General features: G+C 40.6%; 16 protein-coding genes. 8 read left to right on the top strand and 8 right to left on the bottom strand.

Annotated elements, in window-relative coordinates:
- Positions 1–40 precede the first annotated feature (40 nt).
- The 5 genes from SYN7509_RS0205360 to SYN7509_RS0205340 all read left to right on the top strand — a co-directional run bounded on the left by SYN7509_RS0205360 (position 41) and on the right by SYN7509_RS0205340 (position 3,315).
- On the top strand, positions 41–811 hold the full coding sequence (locus tag SYN7509_RS0205360; protein ID WP_009632196.1) for an ABC transporter ATP-binding protein: 771 nt from the start codon (positions 41–43) through the stop codon (positions 809–811).
- Positions 812–883: 72 nt separating this feature from the next.
- A complete protein-coding gene (locus tag SYN7509_RS0205355) occupies positions 884–1,321 on the top strand; it encodes a peroxiredoxin (RefSeq protein ID WP_009632195.1) in 438 nt (145 codons plus the stop codon).
- A gap of 101 nt (positions 1,322–1,422) precedes the next feature.
- Positions 1,423–2,379 carry a 4-(cytidine 5'-diphospho)-2-C-methyl-D-erythritol kinase gene (gene ispE, locus SYN7509_RS0205350; protein ID WP_009632194.1) on the top strand — a complete coding sequence of 319 codons (957 nt, stop codon included), beginning with the start codon at positions 1,423–1,425 and terminating at the stop codon, positions 2,377–2,379.
- Between the two features lie 16 nt (positions 2,380–2,395).
- Positions 2,396–2,716, top strand: coding sequence for a DUF3082 domain-containing protein (locus SYN7509_RS0205345; protein ID WP_009632193.1), 321 nt, complete (start codon positions 2,396–2,398; stop codon positions 2,714–2,716).
- 398 nt (positions 2,717–3,114) lie between these two features.
- Positions 3,115–3,315, top strand: coding sequence for a DUF2811 domain-containing protein (locus SYN7509_RS0205340; protein WP_009632192.1), 201 nt, complete (start codon positions 3,115–3,117; stop codon positions 3,313–3,315).
- Between the two features lie 57 nt (positions 3,316–3,372).
- Here SYN7509_RS0205340 and SYN7509_RS0205335 read toward each other — a convergent pair whose 3' ends face one another.
- Positions 3,373–4,074, bottom strand: coding sequence for a response regulator transcription factor (locus SYN7509_RS0205335; protein WP_028954113.1), 702 nt, complete (start codon positions 4,072–4,074; stop codon positions 3,373–3,375).
- A 465-nt stretch (positions 4,075–4,539) separates the two neighbouring features.
- Here SYN7509_RS0205335 and SYN7509_RS0205330 point away from each other — a divergent pair, with 465 nt between their 5' ends.
- Positions 4,540–5,163, top strand: a complete 624-nt coding sequence (locus SYN7509_RS0205330) for a CPP1-like family protein (RefSeq protein ID WP_009632190.1) — start codon at positions 4,540–4,542, stop codon at positions 5,161–5,163.
- 3 nt (positions 5,164–5,166) lie between these two features.
- On the opposite strand, the gene SYN7509_RS0205325 is transcribed toward SYN7509_RS0205330, so the two are convergent.
- The 3 genes from SYN7509_RS0205325 to SYN7509_RS0205315 form a co-directional block, all read right to left on the bottom strand.
- On the bottom strand, positions 5,167–5,865 hold the full coding sequence (locus tag SYN7509_RS0205325) for an HAD family hydrolase (RefSeq protein WP_009632189.1): 699 nt from the start codon (positions 5,863–5,865) through the stop codon (positions 5,167–5,169).
- A 99-nt stretch (positions 5,866–5,964) separates the two neighbouring features.
- A complete protein-coding gene (gene hppD, locus SYN7509_RS0205320) occupies positions 5,965–6,990 on the bottom strand; it encodes a 4-hydroxyphenylpyruvate dioxygenase (RefSeq protein WP_009632188.1) in 1,026 nt (341 codons plus the stop codon).
- 97 nt (positions 6,991–7,087) lie between these two features.
- On the bottom strand, positions 7,088–7,792 hold the full coding sequence (locus SYN7509_RS0205315; protein ID WP_009632187.1) for an SDR family oxidoreductase: 705 nt from the start codon (positions 7,790–7,792) through the stop codon (positions 7,088–7,090).
- A 315-nt stretch (positions 7,793–8,107) separates the two neighbouring features.
- Here SYN7509_RS0205315 and ftsH2 point away from each other — a divergent pair, with 315 nt between their 5' ends.
- Positions 8,108–9,994 carry an ATP-dependent zinc metalloprotease FtsH2 gene (ftsH2, locus tag SYN7509_RS0205310; RefSeq protein ID WP_009632186.1) on the top strand — a complete coding sequence of 629 codons (1,887 nt, stop codon included), beginning with the start codon at positions 8,108–8,110 and terminating at the stop codon, positions 9,992–9,994.
- Positions 9,995–10,100: 106 nt separating this feature from the next.
- Positions 10,101–10,652: a hypothetical protein gene (locus SYN7509_RS0205305; protein ID WP_009632185.1), complete on the top strand. Its 552-nt coding sequence runs from the start codon at positions 10,101–10,103 to the stop codon at positions 10,650–10,652.
- Here SYN7509_RS0205305 and SYN7509_RS0205300 read toward each other — a convergent pair.
- The 4 genes from SYN7509_RS0205300 to SYN7509_RS25170 all read right to left on the bottom strand — a co-directional run bounded on the left by SYN7509_RS0205300 (position 10,649) and on the right by SYN7509_RS25170 (position 16,262).
- Positions 10,649–11,167: a GNAT family N-acetyltransferase gene (locus tag SYN7509_RS0205300; protein WP_227501474.1), complete on the bottom strand. Its 519-nt coding sequence runs from the start codon at positions 11,165–11,167 to the stop codon at positions 10,649–10,651. The genes SYN7509_RS0205305 and SYN7509_RS0205300 overlap by 4 nt on opposite strands.
- Positions 11,160–12,434 carry an ABC transporter ATP-binding protein gene (locus tag SYN7509_RS0205295; protein ID WP_009632183.1) on the bottom strand — a complete coding sequence of 425 codons (1,275 nt, stop codon included), beginning with the start codon at positions 12,432–12,434 and terminating at the stop codon, positions 11,160–11,162. Before SYN7509_RS0205295 ends, SYN7509_RS0205300 begins: the two co-directional genes overlap by 8 nt.
- Before the next feature lie 107 nt (positions 12,435–12,541).
- A complete protein-coding gene (locus SYN7509_RS0205290; RefSeq protein ID WP_009632182.1) occupies positions 12,542–12,910 on the bottom strand; it encodes a pentapeptide repeat-containing protein in 369 nt (122 codons plus the stop codon).
- A gap of 160 nt (positions 12,911–13,070) precedes the next feature.
- Positions 13,071–16,262 carry a helicase-related protein gene (locus SYN7509_RS25170; protein WP_009632181.1) on the bottom strand — a complete coding sequence of 1,064 codons (3,192 nt, stop codon included), beginning with the start codon at positions 16,260–16,262 and terminating at the stop codon, positions 13,071–13,073.
- Between the last annotated feature and the right edge of the window lie 106 nt (positions 16,263–16,368).

Genomic DNA, 16,368 nt, shown 5'->3' with positions numbered 1-16,368 from the left:
ATCAACTTTCGAGCATTTACTACATAACCAGGGGCATATCATGTATCTACAAGTCAATGAATTAAACAAAAACTTTGAAACTAAGCAAGGATCTTTAGTCGTATTAAAAGATATTAATATGACGATCGCCCAAGGTGAATTCATCTGTGCTGTAGGCGCATCAGGATCGGGTAAATCTACCTTGTTGCGCCAAATTGCCGGATTAGATAGCCCCACCACTGGAGAAGTTAAAATTGATGGCGTACAGGTTACAGGGCCAGGACCCGATCGCGGGATGGTATTTCAACACTACACGCTTTATCCTTGGATGAACGTTCAAAAAAATACAGAGTTTGGACTGAAGTTGCAAGGATTGTCCAAAAAAGAGCGCCGCGAGAAAGCCAGCTATTATCTGAAAGTTGTAGGGTTAGAAAACTTTGCCAAATCCTTACCCAAAGAGCTATCGGGTGGGATGAAACAACGCTGTGCGATCGCTCGTGCTTTGGCTTCTGAACCCAAAGTAATGTTAATGGATGAGCCTTTTGGGGCGTTAGATGTCCATACAAAAGAATCTATGCACCAATTCATGTTAGAGCTTTGGGAAAAAAACAACTTAACAATTTTTATGATTACTCACGATGTAGAGGAAGCGGTGTTTCTCTCCAATCGAATTTATGCTTTAACAACTCGTCCGGGTACAATACAAAAGGAAATGTCGATTAAATTACCCGATCGCAACGTTACAGTCAAGCGCCACTCTATATTCCATGATTACCGAGATGAATTAATGGAATTGCTGCGAGGAAACCCCACCAGAGCGATCGCCGCTTAGATTAGTGTATTTGCACCAAAGAAAACTGTTATAAATATCGAGGACTAGAAAACTTGATATTAAGGGCATATTATGGCTTTAGCAGTTGGCACAAATGCACCAGCATTTACCGTCAAAGACACCAATGGCAACACTGTTTCGCTATCTGATTATGCTGGTAAAACAGTAGTTTTGTATTTCTACCCCAAAGATGACACCCCAGGCTGCACTAAGCAAGCTTGTAGTTTCCGTGATGCAAGTACCCAGTATCAGGGCAAAGATGTAGTCATTCTAGGTGTGAGCGCCGATGACGAAGGATCTCATCAAAAGTTTACCGAAAAATACAATCTCAATTTTCCCTTACTAGCAGATACTGAGAAAACTTTGATTAAAGCTTACGATGTCGATGGTGGTGGTTATGCTAAACGAGTTACCTATGTAATTGATGGCAGTGGCAAAATTACTCACGTAGATTCAAGCGTGAATACTTCTACTCATGCTAATGATGTTTTAGCGGCATTAGGATTGTAGAAATATTATAAAGATGTTCCGGTAGAACGTCTTTATAAGTATAGAGACGTTCCGGTGGAACGTCTCTACAAGGTGATTCAACTAATTAATAATTAGCCCTAATGCGTTCTTATTCTTTAACGTCTCCAGCCAAAATTAATTTATATTTAGAAATAATTGGCGATCGCCCTGATGGTTATCATGAGCTTGCTATGGTACTGCAAAGCATCGATTTAGCCGATCGCATTGATTTGCGATCGATAAGCACCGATACTATTTCTGTTCGTTGCGCTCATCCCCAAGTACCAAGCGATTGCACTAATTTAGCCTACCAAGCGGCGGCATTAATAGCAGCAGAATTTCCCGATGCTTTTGCCCAGTTTGGCGGCGTAGAAATTACTATTGACAAGCATATTCCCATCGCTGCGGGTTTGGCTGGAGGTTCTAGCAATGCGGCGGCGGTGTTAGTCGGGTTAGATTTACTTTGGCAACTAGGACTAACTCAATCGGAATTAGAAGAATTAGGCAGTCAATTAGGCTCGGATGTACCTTTTTGTATTGCTGGCGGTAGTGCGATCGCAACCGGACGAGGGGAAAAGCTCTCACCCTTGCCCAGTATAGATAATTTGTATGTAGTCCTAGGTAAATATCGTAATTTAGATGTAGCTACCGCTTGGGCTTACCAAACTTACCGCGCTCAATACGGCAATTCTTACGTTGCGGGCAAGCAAGACCTCAAAGCACGGGCGGCGGCGGTTCATTCTAGCTCAATGGTACAAGCAATTATTCACGAAGATCCAATTGCCATTGGTCAAAGGTTGCATAACGATCTAGAGCGCGTAGTTATTCCCGCCTATCCGCAAATATTGCTTTTAAAAGAGACTTTTCAAACTGCTGGCTGTTTGGGTGCAATGATGTCAGGTTCTGGATCTACAGTGTTTGCACTATGCGATAGCGAACAGCAAGCCCAAAAAGTGCAGCAGCAAGGACGAAACTTAGCCCAACCAAAAGATTTAGACCTTTTTATAGCGCGTCTCACTTCTACAGGCATTCAAGTATTGTCTAGTGATAAAGATTAAACTTCAAATTTCTATTATGAATAATCTTCCGCCCACCGAACCCCCCACCGATTTAAAACCTCTCCCTACCCCCCTACGCTCGTCTCTAGGAGCGGTAATTGCGTCAGGACTTGCGATCGCCCTCTACCGCGTCACTAGCGCTATTTCTCTTAGTTTTGCTCAAAAACCCTTACATTCTGATAATGCCTTAGTGGTCAAAATTACTATTGCTGTTCGTACCTTAGTTGTAGGTTTAAGTACCCTGGCAACTTTTATTTTTGCCATTGTAGCTTTCGCCTTATTCGCTTTGGCAATTCAAGCCACTATCCAAAAGTTAAAACAAAGTCCTTCAAGTTAAATAGTAAAGATTTCCCTGCTTTGTAATTCTTATTTTTAACCCCACTTTTCCCCAACTTCTTCCCCAGGTTTTCCACAGATATCTAGGCTTTTTCCCCAACCCGCAACGGTAGCTATAGATAAATACCCTCCCCTGTGGATTACCTATTTCTCTGTTGTAGTGTTGCAAGTACGCAGTTTATATAAAGTTAAGTAACAAAAAACAGGTTACAAGTATGATTATTTCGTAGCTATTTTTTTTGCCTAAAAACTATTGCAACATTTCGTAGCATTGACAACTCTACCCCCTGTTAGCGCACAATAAAGCACTTACCTCTAAAGTTGCTTTAAACTTTCATTTAAGTTTTTTTAACTAAGAGTCAGATTTTGGATTTATTTACGCCTAGGGCAAGGTAATCAATGAGCAATACCCTGAGTATATTGACGGAAATTCCTGAAGAACTACACCAATCTCTCAAAAGCTATTTAGAAAGCCATCCAGATTGGGATCAAGATCGAGTTTTTGCGGCGGCTCTATCATTATTTTTACTGCAAAATAGCGAAGGAGATCGCCGCGCCGCTAGGGTGTACCTAGAAACTTTGTTTGATCGCTGCGCCTAGGCTGGGAAAAAGAGGGAAAAGAATCAACAAATTCTAGCTTTTTCCTCTCATTTCTTACTAGGGCAGGCGATTGGGAGCTTCAAATTTGTATCCCACACCGCGTACAGTTTGAATCAAAATTGGCTGAGTTGCATCAATTTCAATTTTTTTACGAATCTGACCAATGTGAACGTCTACAACTCTTTGATCCCCTACATAGTCGTAATCCCATACTTCTTGCAGCAATTCGGCTCGTCGCCAAACTCTGCCAGGATGACTGGCAAGAAAACGCAACAAATCGAATTCTAAAGCGGTTAAGGGAATCAATTGATTATTTAGTGTTACTTCCCGGCGTTCTGGATCTATTAACAGCTGCTCAAAGCTCAAACGTTGCTTTTCTGGTGCTGTAACTGTGCGTTGACGCTTTAAAATCGCTCCTACTCGCACCTCCAATTCGCCTAAGCCAAAAGGTTTAGTTAAGTAGTCATCCGCTCCAGTGGAAAACCCGCGAATTTTGTCTGCTTCGTCAGCGCGACTTGTGAGCATAAGTACAAAAACCTTAGTGCGTTTTTGCATTTCTTCACAAAGGTTATAGCCGATCGCATCGGGCAAATTTACATCCAAAATTACCAAGTCGGGGTTAAATTGCTCGAAAATTGCTAGAGCCGTTTTCCCATCTTCGGCAGATTCCACTTGGTATTTCTGCTTACTTAAAAAGCGTTGGATTAAATTGCGAATTGCAGGATCGTCATCAACTATCAGAATCTTGGCAAGAGCCATAGCCATTACTTTTTAAAACTTAAAAGAGAGGATCGACAGGCAAAAGGAAATTTAGCTAGTAGCTTGATCAACTTTGTTTAAAATTATTGTACTCTTATTAATTATTAACCTATAACTTAGCAAAGCAAATATTAGTCAAGACACCCTAAAGGCGATCGCGATTTCTATATCTTTGCCCTTTTACCGCCGAAGTTGCTAGAGCGAAAATTATATCCTAAACTCAAACTACTTTTTCCCTGAATTAAAACTATAACTTAATTTGTCAAAGCTACAGCTACACGTGACTGTTGGCATATGCTAAAGTCCAATATAGAAGGCAGGCTGCAATTAGTTGTTGAATAGAGCGATCGCATTTGAGTACCTATAATGTTACCAGTGGCAGCGATTTCAACAAGCAGCACTTCTTGTCTAAATCTGTTTTTTGTTTACTCTATGCTGCGATCGATACTGAGGCGATAAAGTTACATGAGCGAGCCTAATCCCTACGAAAAACTTGGGGTAAAACAAGACGCTACTTTTGACCAAATTCAAGAAGCTCGCAATCGCCTTGTAGAGCAACACAATGGCGACTTGGATCGTCTGAATATGGTGGAAGAAGCTTACGATGCAATATTAATGGAGCGCTTGCGAATGCGCCAAGAAGGCAAAATTAAAGTGCCAGAAGGTATCAAATTTGCCGAGCGTTCCCAAGTACCACCAAAACCAAACCCGACTTCAATCCAGCAATCACCATCGTGGTTGGAAAGGCTACGCGATCGCCCAAGTCCAAAAGATGTATTGCTACCTGGTGGTTTATTTCTAAGCTTGAGCGGTTTGAGCGTTATTTATCCAACTGCTGGCGCTCAATTATTGCAGGTAGTGCTGATGGTAGGAGTATGCCTAAGTATTTATTTTGTGCGGCGCAAAGAACAAAACTTTAGTCGCGCCATCCTGTTGACGGGTGCTGGTTTAATTGTGGGGCTAGTTGTAGGCGGTTTACTAGCTAGTTTACTGATATTGCCCCTAAACCAAATTAACCTCCAAGCCGAGCAATTTTCTACGGTAGTCACGTTTATTGTTTTGTGGCTAGTTAGTAGCTTTTTGCGCTAGTTTTTAGGCTACTTGGGACAAAGATTTAGCAATCAAAAGGTCTACAGCTTCGCTTAAAGTTTCTACAATTAAGTCAGGTTTGTAGAGTTGGAGTTGTTCGCGATCGCGGATACCACATAAAACCGCCATTACTTTGACATTGTGGTTTTTTGCTGCTATAATGTCCGCTTCCGTATCGCCTACCATCCAAGTGTCGTCGGCGGCGGGAAGTTCGGCTAAAGCCCGTTCCATCAGTAAGGGTTTGTCGTCAATATCGCGGGTTTTGACATAATCGTTGGTCAAGCAGTAACAGCGATTTTTTGGGAAAAATCGTTCCAACTGGTAACGGTTAAAAGCATAATCTAATTCTTTGACGCGGCGCATGGTCATTACCGCCAAATCTATTCCCGCCGCTTGGACTTTTTCGAGGGCGGCAATTGCCCCCGGTGCTAGGGAGTCGTAGCCAAAATAAGAGGGAGTATGTACGGTTTGGCGACGCAACCCAGAAAAGTTTTTTGCTTGGGGTTCTTCTAGCCCGGAAATGATGCCAATTTGAAATTCCGGGACGCGCGATCGCTTTAATTGCCAAAACTCGGCTTTACTTAGCGGCTTTACTAACTGTTCGGGATGCTTGCTAGTTTCTAGGCAATACTTGTAAACCTGGTAATAGCGCTCGGAAACATCAATAATTGGCCCGTCAAAGTCCGTAATTAGCCTTAACATTTGGACATAAAATATAAACTTTATTTATACATTATCTCTTTCTAGGCAAAATTAGCAGAAATTTTACTACAGTAAGTTTTAAATTCCTGATGGGATTGATTAAAAATCTTGCAAACTACCTCTTTTAAGTTGTTCGCGTTCCATAGCTTCAAATAAAGCGCGAAAATTGCCTTCCCCGAAGCCCCGCGCTTGCTGACGGCGCTCAATAATTTCTAAGAAAAAAGTAGGCTGACTAAAAATTGGTTGCGTAAAAGTTTGCAATAGTAAAGCTTGGGGAATTCTTTCTTGCCAATCAACTAAAATCTCTTGCTCGGCAATTTCCGCTAGTTCAGCGACACTTAGCGGTAGCCCTGGGCGTTGTTGTAGTTGTGTATAGTAGCTGGAAGGTACGGGGAGAAAATCAACCCCACAGCGCCGAAATTGAGAAATTACACTAATAATATTTGCGGTTTCTAGAGCAATGTGTTGGATTCCCGCGCCTTTATTGGCATCTAAAAATTCTTGAATTTGGGAATTGGGGGAAGCAGGCTGATTGATGGGAAATTGGACTTGGCGATTGGGGGAAACCATTACCTGGCTGTGTAAAGCCGAACGCTCGGTTTGAATTTTAAACGCTTGTTTGGCTTGAAAACCTAAAGTTTCTTGATACCAAGCTACCGCAGGTTCTAAGTCTCCCGCATCAACGTTTAGCACCACATGATCGATGCCCGTAAAACTAGCGCCAGAGAAAAAATTGATTTGTTGTACCTTTTCTACTAGGGTGTGAGTTAGACTACCCCAAGCCGAAATTTTCCCCCATTTTCTGCCGCTTGAGGTATCGATTTGAACGTTTTTTAAGACTTTTGCGCCGCCAAAACTTGCCCGTGCGATCGCATTTTCCACATCGTCAACGCTAAAAGTAATATCCGCAACCCCAGGGGGATGTTGAGCCAAAAATTTAGCTACAGGACTGTTAATAGTTAACGGTGACGACAAAACAAAACAGACAGCGCCATTATTGACTACTTCCGTGCAGGCGTGGAAATTGGACTCGCTAGTTACCGATTGAAACCCCAATTGGTTAATAAACCAGTCGCGGGACGCTTTAGCATCTTCTACATAGAAGTGAACGCGGTCAATTTTCATAAAATCTGCCAAAATCCAGCTTTTAAGCTTACTTTAAGTAAATTTTCCCCGATCTACATCTATTTGCAAGTCAATCTATAGTAATGATTTTGTTTGCTTAGAAAAATAAATGACTTTCTGGCTGAATATTTATTTCCATTGGTACAGCTTGAGGATTGGCAGCAAGAGCATACATAATTGCCTCCGCCGCAGTTTCGGGACTCAGCATTTTTTTCCTGTCTACCTTCAAGCTGACATCATCCCAAAAAGGCGAATCTACGCCACCAAAATAGAATAACGTGAACTTAACCCCAAAACGTTTTAATTCCTCCGCCATGCACTTGCTAAAACCAACTACCGCGTATTTGGAAGCACAGTAAGCTGATGCCATGGGCATTGAATGTTTGCCCAAAATTCCTACTACATTACAGATATGTCCCGATTTGCGCTCCTGCATCAACTCCGCCGCCCCTTGACAAGTGTAGAAGCTGCCCTTTAAATTCACCTCTAGCATGGCATCCAAATCCGCAGGTTCTAGGTTGCTGTAAGGTTTCATAACTCCCGCTCCTGCCGCATTCACTAGCGCATCCACTTGTCCAAACTCAGCGAGTATTTGCTTAAATAGTGCCTCTACTTGCTCTGGTTTTGTAATATCTGTAGGTACAATCGCAACTTCTGCTGACAACTCCTCCGCTAAGGTTGCTAATCTACCTTGATTACGTGCCACTAATACTAAACGCGCTCCCGCCACTGCTAATTTGCGAGTCAATGCTGAACCTATGCCGCCCGTTGCGCCCACAACAACTACAACTTTATTTTTCATAACTCTTTACATTTCTTTATGTATCTTCCCATAATAACTGTAGAGACAGAAAGCGCAAAGCCAGAACAGGAGGTAATCAAACTATTCTTAGCTTGGTACTTTTGCCCAAAGTCTTTTGCAGATGTAAGCGTTAGATGGTAGGAAGGCTTAAAATTAAGTTAAATTTAATTAAGATTCAAAACAAATATCGATTACTTAGCTTACGGCTAAATACTAAAAACTTGTTTAGTTAAAAGCTTAATCTCCCAAGGGTGACACCAGCAAATTGTGGTAAAGGTAATTGGCGAATATACACCAAATAGAGGCAACTAATTGATGAAATTTTCTTGGAAAACACTTGTATTGTGGACTTTGCCACCACTTGTGATCGGATTTTTCTTTTGGCAAGGGGCTTTTGCTACCGCTCCTGTGGATACAACGAAAAATACGGCTAGTACCCGCATGACCTACGGGCGGTTTTTGGAGTACATAGATTCAGGACGAGTCAAAACTGTAGACTTATACGAAGGTGGTAGAACCGCAATAGTTGAAGCTGTAGACCCAGACTTAGACGATCGCATTCAACGCTTGCGGGTAGATTTGCCTTACAACGCGCCGGAATTAATTTCTAAGTTACGGGAAGCCAATATCAACCTTGATGCTCACCCAATGCGGAATGATGGGGCAATTTGGGGACTACTCGGCAATTTAGTTTTCCCTGTATTGTTGATTGGCGGTCTATTTTTCCTATTTAGACGCTCTAGCAACATTCCTGGCGGCCCAGGTCAAGCAATGAACTTTGGCAAATCAAAAGCCCGGTTTCAAAGTGAAGCTAAAACCGGAATCAAGTTTGATGATGTCGCTGGAATTGATGAAGCTAAAGAAGAATTAGAAGAAGTAGTTACTTTCTTAAAACAGCCGGAAAGATTTACCGCCGTAGGGGCAAAAATTCCTAAAGGCGTATTGCTAATTGGGCCCCCCGGAACAGGCAAAACTTTACTAGCTAAAGCGATCGCCGGGGAAGCTGGAGTACCATTTTTTAGTATCTCTGGTTCGGAATTTGTGGAAATGTTCGTAGGCGTTGGTGCTTCCCGCGTCCGCGACTTGTTTAAGAAAGCCAAAGAAAGCGCTCCCTGTCTGATATTCATCGATGAAATTGACGCAGTAGGTAGACAACGGGGTGCAGGAATTGGCGGCGGTAACGATGAAAGGGAACAAACTCTAAACCAGTTACTTACAGAAATGGACGGTTTTGAGGGGAATACAGGGATTATTATTATTGCTGCTACCAACCGCCCAGACGTGCTAGATTCGGCTTTATTGCGTCCGGGACGTTTTGATCGCCAAGTAACGGTAGATGCGCCGGATCTTAAAGGCAGAGTCGAAATACTAAACGTTCACTCGCGCAACAAAAAACTCGCGTCTTCTGTCTCGTTGGAAGCGATCGCGCGGCGGACTCCAGGCTTTACGGGAGCAGATTTAGCTAACTTGCTCAACGAAGCGGCAATTTTGACCGCTAGACGGCGCAAAGATGCGATTACCCTCGCAGAAATTGATGATGCGGTAGATCGGGTAGTCGCCGGAATGGAAGGTACGCCTTTAGTTGATAGCAAGAGCAAGCGTTTGATTGCTTATCACGAAATTGGACACGCCTTGATTGGTACTTTGGTTAAAGACCACGATCCCGTCCAAAAAGTTACGCTTATTCCACGCGGACAAGCTCAAGGACTAACTTGGTTTACTCCCGATGAGGAACAAGGATTGATTTCTAGAGGGCAACTGAAGGCTAGAATTACTGGAGCTTTAGGCGGTAGAGCGGCAGAATACGAAGTATTTGGGGCTTCGGAAATTACAACTGGCGCTGGCGGTGACTTGCAACAGTTAAGCGGGATGGCAAGACAAATGGTAACTAAGTTTGGAATGTCAAACTTAGGACCGTTATCGTTGGACAGCCAGAGCAGCGAGGTATTTTTAGGGCGCGATTTGATGTCTCGCTCGGAATGCTCGGAAGCTATATCTTCTCGCGTAGACGAGCAAGTACGGCTTATCGTTGGTGAGTGCTACGAAGTAGCCAAACAGATAATTAGAGAAAATCGCACTGTATGCGATCGCTTAGTTGATTTATTGATTGAAAAAGAAACCATTGACGGCGAAGAATTACGGCAAATTGTAGCCGAGTACACAGATGTACCCGAAAAGCAGAAGTTTGTACCAACTCTGTAATTAAGGCTGATTAAATAGAGAAGGGATGACATTTTGTCATCCCTTTTTTTGTAATTAGCAACAATTGGGCGATCGCAGCAGTCTACAAAAAAAAGATTACTAAAATATGAAAATAAAATTTTTAACTTATTTAATTAGTCCCTTAGTAATTTCAGTTGTAGCAATTGGTGCAACTAGCGCCCAAACAAAAATTACAAATCAGTCAAGACTTGCGATTAATGGCATTGGCTCAATTAGAGTCGGGATGACAGTAACCGAAGCGAGTCGAGCATCGGGAACTAAGCTAGTTTCTAGCGGCGATTATATAGAGAAAAGTTGCTATTACGTCCAGCCTCAAGGCGCACCTAAAGGGCTAGGTTTTATGGTGACAGAGGGGCGCATTGCTAGAGTTGATGTATACAATAAAAGTTCTGTTACTACTTTAAGTGGCGCAAAAATTGGCGATAGCGAAGCCCGGATCAAGGCACTTTATCCCGGACAAATAAAAGTCAGCGCTCATAAATATACGGGAGACAGTGGGGGACACTATTTGACGTTTGTACCTAAAGATAAAAGCGATCGCAATTATCGAGTAGTATTTGAAACCGATGGCAAACGAGTAACTAATTTTAGATCCGGCAAACTGCCAGAAGTTGAATACGTAGAAGGCTGTTCTTAGTTTCTTTGTTGGCTATGTAAAAACTTTTCCATGGCGTAGTTTGTAAAAGTTTCTCCTCGACAACTAACTTGCTGCTCGGTGATAATTACAAATCCTAAGTGCTGAAAAAAGGGCTTTGCTGTAATACTTGATGCGGTAAACAAGCGCTGCAAGCCTAATTCTACTGCCTTTTTTTCTATCGCTCGATAGATTTGACTGCCTACACCACAGCGCTGATAGTCTTTGTGGGTGTAAAAGCAATCAATATGACCATTGGCTTCTAATTCGCCAAAACCAACGATCGCATCTCCAATTTCCGCAACAAAAGTATAGCGACTGGCACAAATATTCGCCCAATCTCGAAAATAAATATTTTCTGGCGACCAAGCTAAACATTGATTGTGAGAATAATCCTGGCGGTTGATTTGGTGGACGGTTTGATGAAATAACTGGGCTATTTGTGCTGTGTCTTGGGGGTGAAACAACCGAATTTGCATAAATGCGATCGCTTTTATCCTCTTGTCTAAGTTAGTCATACCAAATGGCTTTACCAGTATCAGGATCAAAGAAATGCAGCTTATCTGGGGTAAAAGATAGCCATAACGCCTCTTGATACGATACTTGGCGATCGGGGGGAATTCTCACTTGCATAGAAGCGGCATTAGTTGAATTAGTGGGACTGACGGAAAGATAGGTTTCGTTACCGAGGGCTTCTATAAGGTCTACTTGGACTGGAAGATTTGTCGGTGCAGCCTTACCAAGACTAAAATGCTCTGGTCGGATGCCAAGAATTAATGGTTGGCGATCGTATTTACTTAAAGCGAGTTCCCATACTTGGGGAAGTGTAAAGCGAAATAAAGGATGCGAAATTACTAAAGGCGATTGAAATTCCACCTCTAAAAAATTCATCGGTGGCGAACCAATAAACTCGGCTACAAACTTCGTAGCTGGACGATTATAGAGTTCTAGAGGTTGAGCAACTTGTTGTAATTGACCTAAATTCATTACTGCAATGCGAGTTCCCATAGTCATTGCTTCGGTCTGATCGTGAGTAACGTAAATTGTTGTCGTTCCTAATTGGCGTTGCAACTTAACTATTTGGGCGCGAGTTTCGGCGCGGAGTTTGGCATCTAAGTTAGAAAGCGGTTCATCCATTAAAAAAACTTGTGGATTGCGAGAAATTGCCCGACCTAATGCCACGCGCTGCTTTTGACCGCCAGAGAGTTGTTTGGGTAGTCGGTTTAATAACGCCTCAATTTGTAATAAAGATGCAACATTTTTTACTCGCTTATCTACCTCTATTTCGCGATCGCTCTTGTAACTTAGAGGTGCAGGAAGCAGCCGTGTCATGCCAAACAGCGTATTTTCTGCCCAAGTTGATAAATCTTTTTTTTGCCCGTCTCTTGCCCCACGACGCAGCCCAAAAGCAATGTTGTCATAAACAGTCATATGCGGATAAAGAGCATAGTTTTGAAACACCATGGCAATATCTCGCGCTTTGGGAGGCAAATCGTTGACTAAGGCATCCCCCACCCAAATATTGCCTCCAGTCATTTCTTCTAAGCCTGCAATTAGCCGTAACAGGGTACTTTTGCCACACCCAGAAGGGCCCACCAGTACCATAAATTCCCCATCCGCCACCGCCAGATTGATCCGCCGCAAGACATGAATGCTATTTAATTCTTGCTTGGTTTCCTCTACCGAGGTAATTAATGGTTGAGCGACTACTGGAGCGATCGCTTTTTCTGTCTTAGCAACGCTGGGAAAGCTTTTATAAATATTTTCTAAAACAACCTGTGCCACAATCTTTTTTGATAGCTAAATTATCTAATCGAGGATCATTGCCTGATCGAAAACTGAGATGCTGCCACATAAACGAATACTTGCATAAGCATTGTACCCGAATAATTTTATACTTTGCGCATATTATTTTTAACCGGATCAAATCCTCTAGAAAAGCGGGTAGTGTTATCGTAATAAGCGCCGCTCAAGTTTGCACCAAAAAGCTTCGTATTTACTAATTTGGCTTGTCTGAGATTAGCTTCTGTTAGTTTCACTCCACTAAGGTTTGCTCTAGTTAAGTTAGCTTTGGCGAGATTAGCACCACTAAGGTTTGCTCCCCAAAGTTTTGCTCTAGCTAAGTTAGCGCCGCTTAAATCTGCTCCCCAGAGGTTGATTCCTACTAAATTTACTCCAATTAGCTTAACTTCAGCTAAATTAGCTCCGGTAAAGTCTCTCTCTCCGGCGGTGTAACGTTGTTTTAGTTCTTCAGCATTCATAAAATTGGGTTTCGCGTAGGCGCGATCGTTCTTTATTCAATTTTGTCATTAAAATCGCTAAATAGATAACCTGTGGCTTTTTAGAGTAGGTAAGATAAGAGTTTTTAACAGCTTTAAGCGAGTTGCAATCTTTGGCGGTTTTGAAAGTTTAACTTTTAGCTTACTCATCGGTAGCAAGAATTAAATTTAATACATTCAATTCATTAGAACTTATTAGATAATTATTTGTAAAAATCTTATTTCTCATTTCATTTAAGCTATAGCTTGTAAAAACAATGAAAGGAAAATCTGAATACTTATTACCAATGGGTAAAATATTACCTATTGGGTAAAGAGTTTGGAGGTATTGAGTTAGAATCTTTTTAAAACCTTTGTCTTCTGTTTCTTCAGCATTAGCCAAGTATTTCTTAATTTCTTCGCTACTGAGAAAAGTAAATAAAGGTAGAGCATAATATCGATCCAAACGTTGGCTGTACTGTTCAAGTCTCTGGGTTTTATCGGATTGATCTCGCAATAATTTAACTAATTCTATTGCTTCATCTATCGCATATTTGAGACTTTCTGTAGAGCTAGGAGCGCGTTTAATATCGTACATTTTTTTGAGGAAATCATTGTTTGCATATTTAAGTATTTCTTGTTCCATTCGCATTTCATATTTTTCTTCAATCAATCTACCCGCTAGAGGAATTACTAATAGGCTTCCACTAACATAACCTACTTCAATTGCTTTAAAGTCTAGTAACTCTGCAAAATTTTTGTTGATAGATTTAATAAATTTATTAGCTAGAGATTCTCGCAAAGAAAGGTAAGAAACTTGCTCGTCTGTGAAACTTTCTGGATTTTTTAATACAATCTCTGACCTATTTAATAAATTTTTTAAGGTTGAGTACACTTCTTTTAATTGCTGGTTAAATTGCTGTTTTGACGATTCTTTTTTTAATTTATTTATTAGCGAACTCATGGTACTACTAAAAGTTTGTCCCGCAGCCGTTACGGACTTTCCGCCTATAGGAATCATGATAAAATTGTTTTTACCTATCTGACCAAATCCAGTAATACGAGTCATTATTGAAGTTTTTAAGACTAGCAAAATATTTAAAACACTTAGTACGCTTTCTTGCAAAGATAGTTGGCGTTGCGTGGCGAAATCTTCCGTAGATAATTTGGGATCTTCGTAATATACCGAGCGTTCAGAAAAGTAGAAAATCAATTCTTTATCAGTATTATCTAAAGTTTGCTTCACACCATTTTCTAAATAACTTCCTCTCCCTCTATAAATAACCTGAATAATCTCCATCAAGTTTTTTTCAACTTCAAATCTCGGTGCATCAACTAATATGTATTTGGTTTTAGGAAAAGATAAACCCCGACTAGCTGAAGCTGTCATAAACACTATTTTTACTGAGTTTTGATATTGTTTTATCTCTTGTTTTTTTTGCTCAGAAAGGTCAGCATGAATCTCTATATAGTCTTGCTGATATTGAAAAATTCCTTTATCTTTTCTAATCTTTTCAATTAACTCAGCTAGTCTCTGTTTGTCTTGAATATATACAATTATTTGCTCAAAGTCAGGACTTGCTAAAAGCTTATAAATGTCATCGATAAGTTGTTGTTGCAATCGGCTTCTTAACCCGTTTCCCTTGTCTATTTCAGCCGTTTGTACGTATTTGCACGATTCAATTATTACTTTGTAAGTGATGGTTAAGCTTTTAGCAGGGTAAGAATTTGTATTGATAACCGAGGCGGGAAAATTATTAAAATTAAAACTATCTTTAGCTATAGGGGGACAATTTTCTATCCCTTGTCTAAAAAATATCTTATTTGGTTCTACCGATGACGATTTAAGATGTTGTTCAATAATTGAACTGTTAACTATAGAAGCATCAGCAACGATTACTTTGACATTAAAGCCATGTTGAGGATCGGTTAATTTGTACTTATTTATAAGTTCACCAATTCGACTTAAAAACTCAACACCGCTATCGTCTCCGGTAATTTCATCTATCATGATAAATAAATGTTTAATCTGGCGAGATATTCCCTGCATTTTTGCTGGAATAACCTTACCTTCTCTTTCGTTATAGGCACTTTTAAAGATTTTCTCAAAATGCTCAAGAGTATCTTTACCACCTCTCGTCTTTTTTAATGACTGAATTGAAACCGTAGCTAAAATGTTAGTGGATATATTGCTCTCAATAACTGTATAAATTGCTTCGCAAATACTATCTAAAACTCCTCGGTTTTTTTGTTCTCTACATTGGATTGTATCTTCGCTAGTAATTGCTAATTTTTTCTTAGGGTTTGTATCCTCTTGGGTAGGGTTATTTTGATTAATAAAATGGACAGTTTTTTCGATAAAATCTGTATCGCGTGTATCTGATAAGTAATTTACAGTACAGCGTCCGCCATGCTTCTTAATTAAATCGGAGTTAGTAGTAATTGTCAGGAATTTGTCGTTAAATAAAGTTTGGGTATCTTCATCAGTAAATTTTTCAATAATATCTAAATTAACTTGCGTCCTGGGACTGGCGTAGAAAAACAAAAACCCCTCATCGCTATAAGTTGGAGTTTTTAGCACATTTGCGATCGCGGTAGTCTTGCCAATTCCAGGATTACCTGTTAAAAATATGTAAACATCTTCAGACATTAATGCCTGTTTAATTAGTTCGGCGTGAGCATCTCTGAGCGTCAATTCTGGGCTAATGTGCAGTTGTTCGGCGTGTTTTTGGGGAATTTTACCCTGAGAGTTGAGAAAGCCCTCTATTCGTTCTGTATGGGTTACTGTTGTAATTCCCGCAGGAACGTTGAGAAGTTTCGCAATAAATTCTTTACCCTCATTAAAGCTTTTAGCCGTATTGCGTTGAATTAGCTTTAATACTTTTTTACGCGCATCGTTGATTTGTATATCGCTTAACTTTTGCTTATAGATAGTTGAACAAGTTTCTAACACGCGCAAGTTATCCAGATTTAGAGACATTGCATTGATAGCGCGATCGCTGTATCCTACTACATTAAAGGTCAGTGTGTTATCGTCGGTAGTAAGATTGTGCGATCGCATAAATTCATAAAAGCTATGGGTATAACTAGCTGCTTGAATTAGTTTGACACTTTCTTTATCCTCGCGTTTAAAGGCGCTAAAATAGTGCGCTAAATCTGGGGATAAATTCAAGCCTATTTTAGTATCTAAACCCAAATTAGCAAAAATACTTTTTGATTTTAGATAGTTAATTTCCCTGGATAATATATCTTTTATTACTTCCACACTATCTACATCTAATAAATCTCTAATTGACTTAATAAAAAACACCGATAAATCTACACATAAAACTCTCTGTTCTTTATCGCATTGCAATAATATCAGTGTATCTGCATTTAAAAACTCTCCTTTCTTGCTATATTTTCCAATGTCAATTTTTTTCCGCTAAGTTGAGTTAATACTTCTTGAAAAGCTTGATTTC

Source organism: Synechocystis sp. PCC 7509, assembly GCF_000332075.2.
Classification (GTDB): Bacteria; Cyanobacteriota; Cyanobacteriia; order Cyanobacteriales; family Chroococcidiopsidaceae; genus Aliterella.
The sequence above is the reverse complement of the archived record's forward strand: the minus strand, read 5'-3'. Positions and strand labels throughout refer to the sequence as shown.

Bases quoted from the DNA above. Each gene is read 5' to 3' on its own strand.
- SYN7509_RS0205305 (WP_009632185.1), top strand. From the start codon at position 10,101: ATGAAAATAAAATTTTTAACTTATTTAATTAGTCCCTTAGTAATTTCA.
- SYN7509_RS0205300 (WP_227501474.1), bottom strand. From the start codon at position 11,167: ATGACTAACTTAGACAAGAGGATAAAAGCGATCGCATTTATGCAAATT.
- SYN7509_RS0205360 (WP_009632196.1), top strand. From the start codon at position 41: ATGTATCTACAAGTCAATGAATTAAACAAAAACTTTGAAACTAAGCAA.
- SYN7509_RS0205340 (WP_009632192.1), top strand. From the start codon at position 3,115: ATGAGCAATACCCTGAGTATATTGACGGAAATTCCTGAAGAACTACAC.
- SYN7509_RS0205335 (WP_028954113.1), bottom strand. From the start codon at position 4,074: ATGGCTCTTGCCAAGATTCTGATAGTTGATGACGATCCTGCAATTCGC.
- SYN7509_RS0205315 (WP_009632187.1), bottom strand. From the start codon at position 7,792: ATGAAAAATAAAGTTGTAGTTGTTGTGGGCGCAACGGGCGGCATAGGT.
- SYN7509_RS0205355 (WP_009632195.1), top strand. From the start codon at position 884: ATGGCTTTAGCAGTTGGCACAAATGCACCAGCATTTACCGTCAAAGAC.
- ispE (WP_009632194.1), top strand. From the start codon at position 1,423: ATGCGTTCTTATTCTTTAACGTCTCCAGCCAAAATTAATTTATATTTA.
- SYN7509_RS0205345 (WP_009632193.1), top strand. From the start codon at position 2,396: ATGAATAATCTTCCGCCCACCGAACCCCCCACCGATTTAAAACCTCTC.
- SYN7509_RS0205325 (WP_009632189.1), bottom strand. From the start codon at position 5,865: ATGTTAAGGCTAATTACGGACTTTGACGGGCCAATTATTGATGTTTCC.
- ftsH2 (WP_009632186.1), top strand. From the start codon at position 8,108: ATGAAATTTTCTTGGAAAACACTTGTATTGTGGACTTTGCCACCACTT.
- SYN7509_RS0205330 (WP_009632190.1), top strand. From the start codon at position 4,540: ATGAGCGAGCCTAATCCCTACGAAAAACTTGGGGTAAAACAAGACGCT.
- SYN7509_RS0205290 (WP_009632182.1), bottom strand. From the start codon at position 12,910: ATGAATGCTGAAGAACTAAAACAACGTTACACCGCCGGAGAGAGAGAC.
- hppD (WP_009632188.1), bottom strand. From the start codon at position 6,990: ATGAAAATTGACCGCGTTCACTTCTATGTAGAAGATGCTAAAGCGTCC.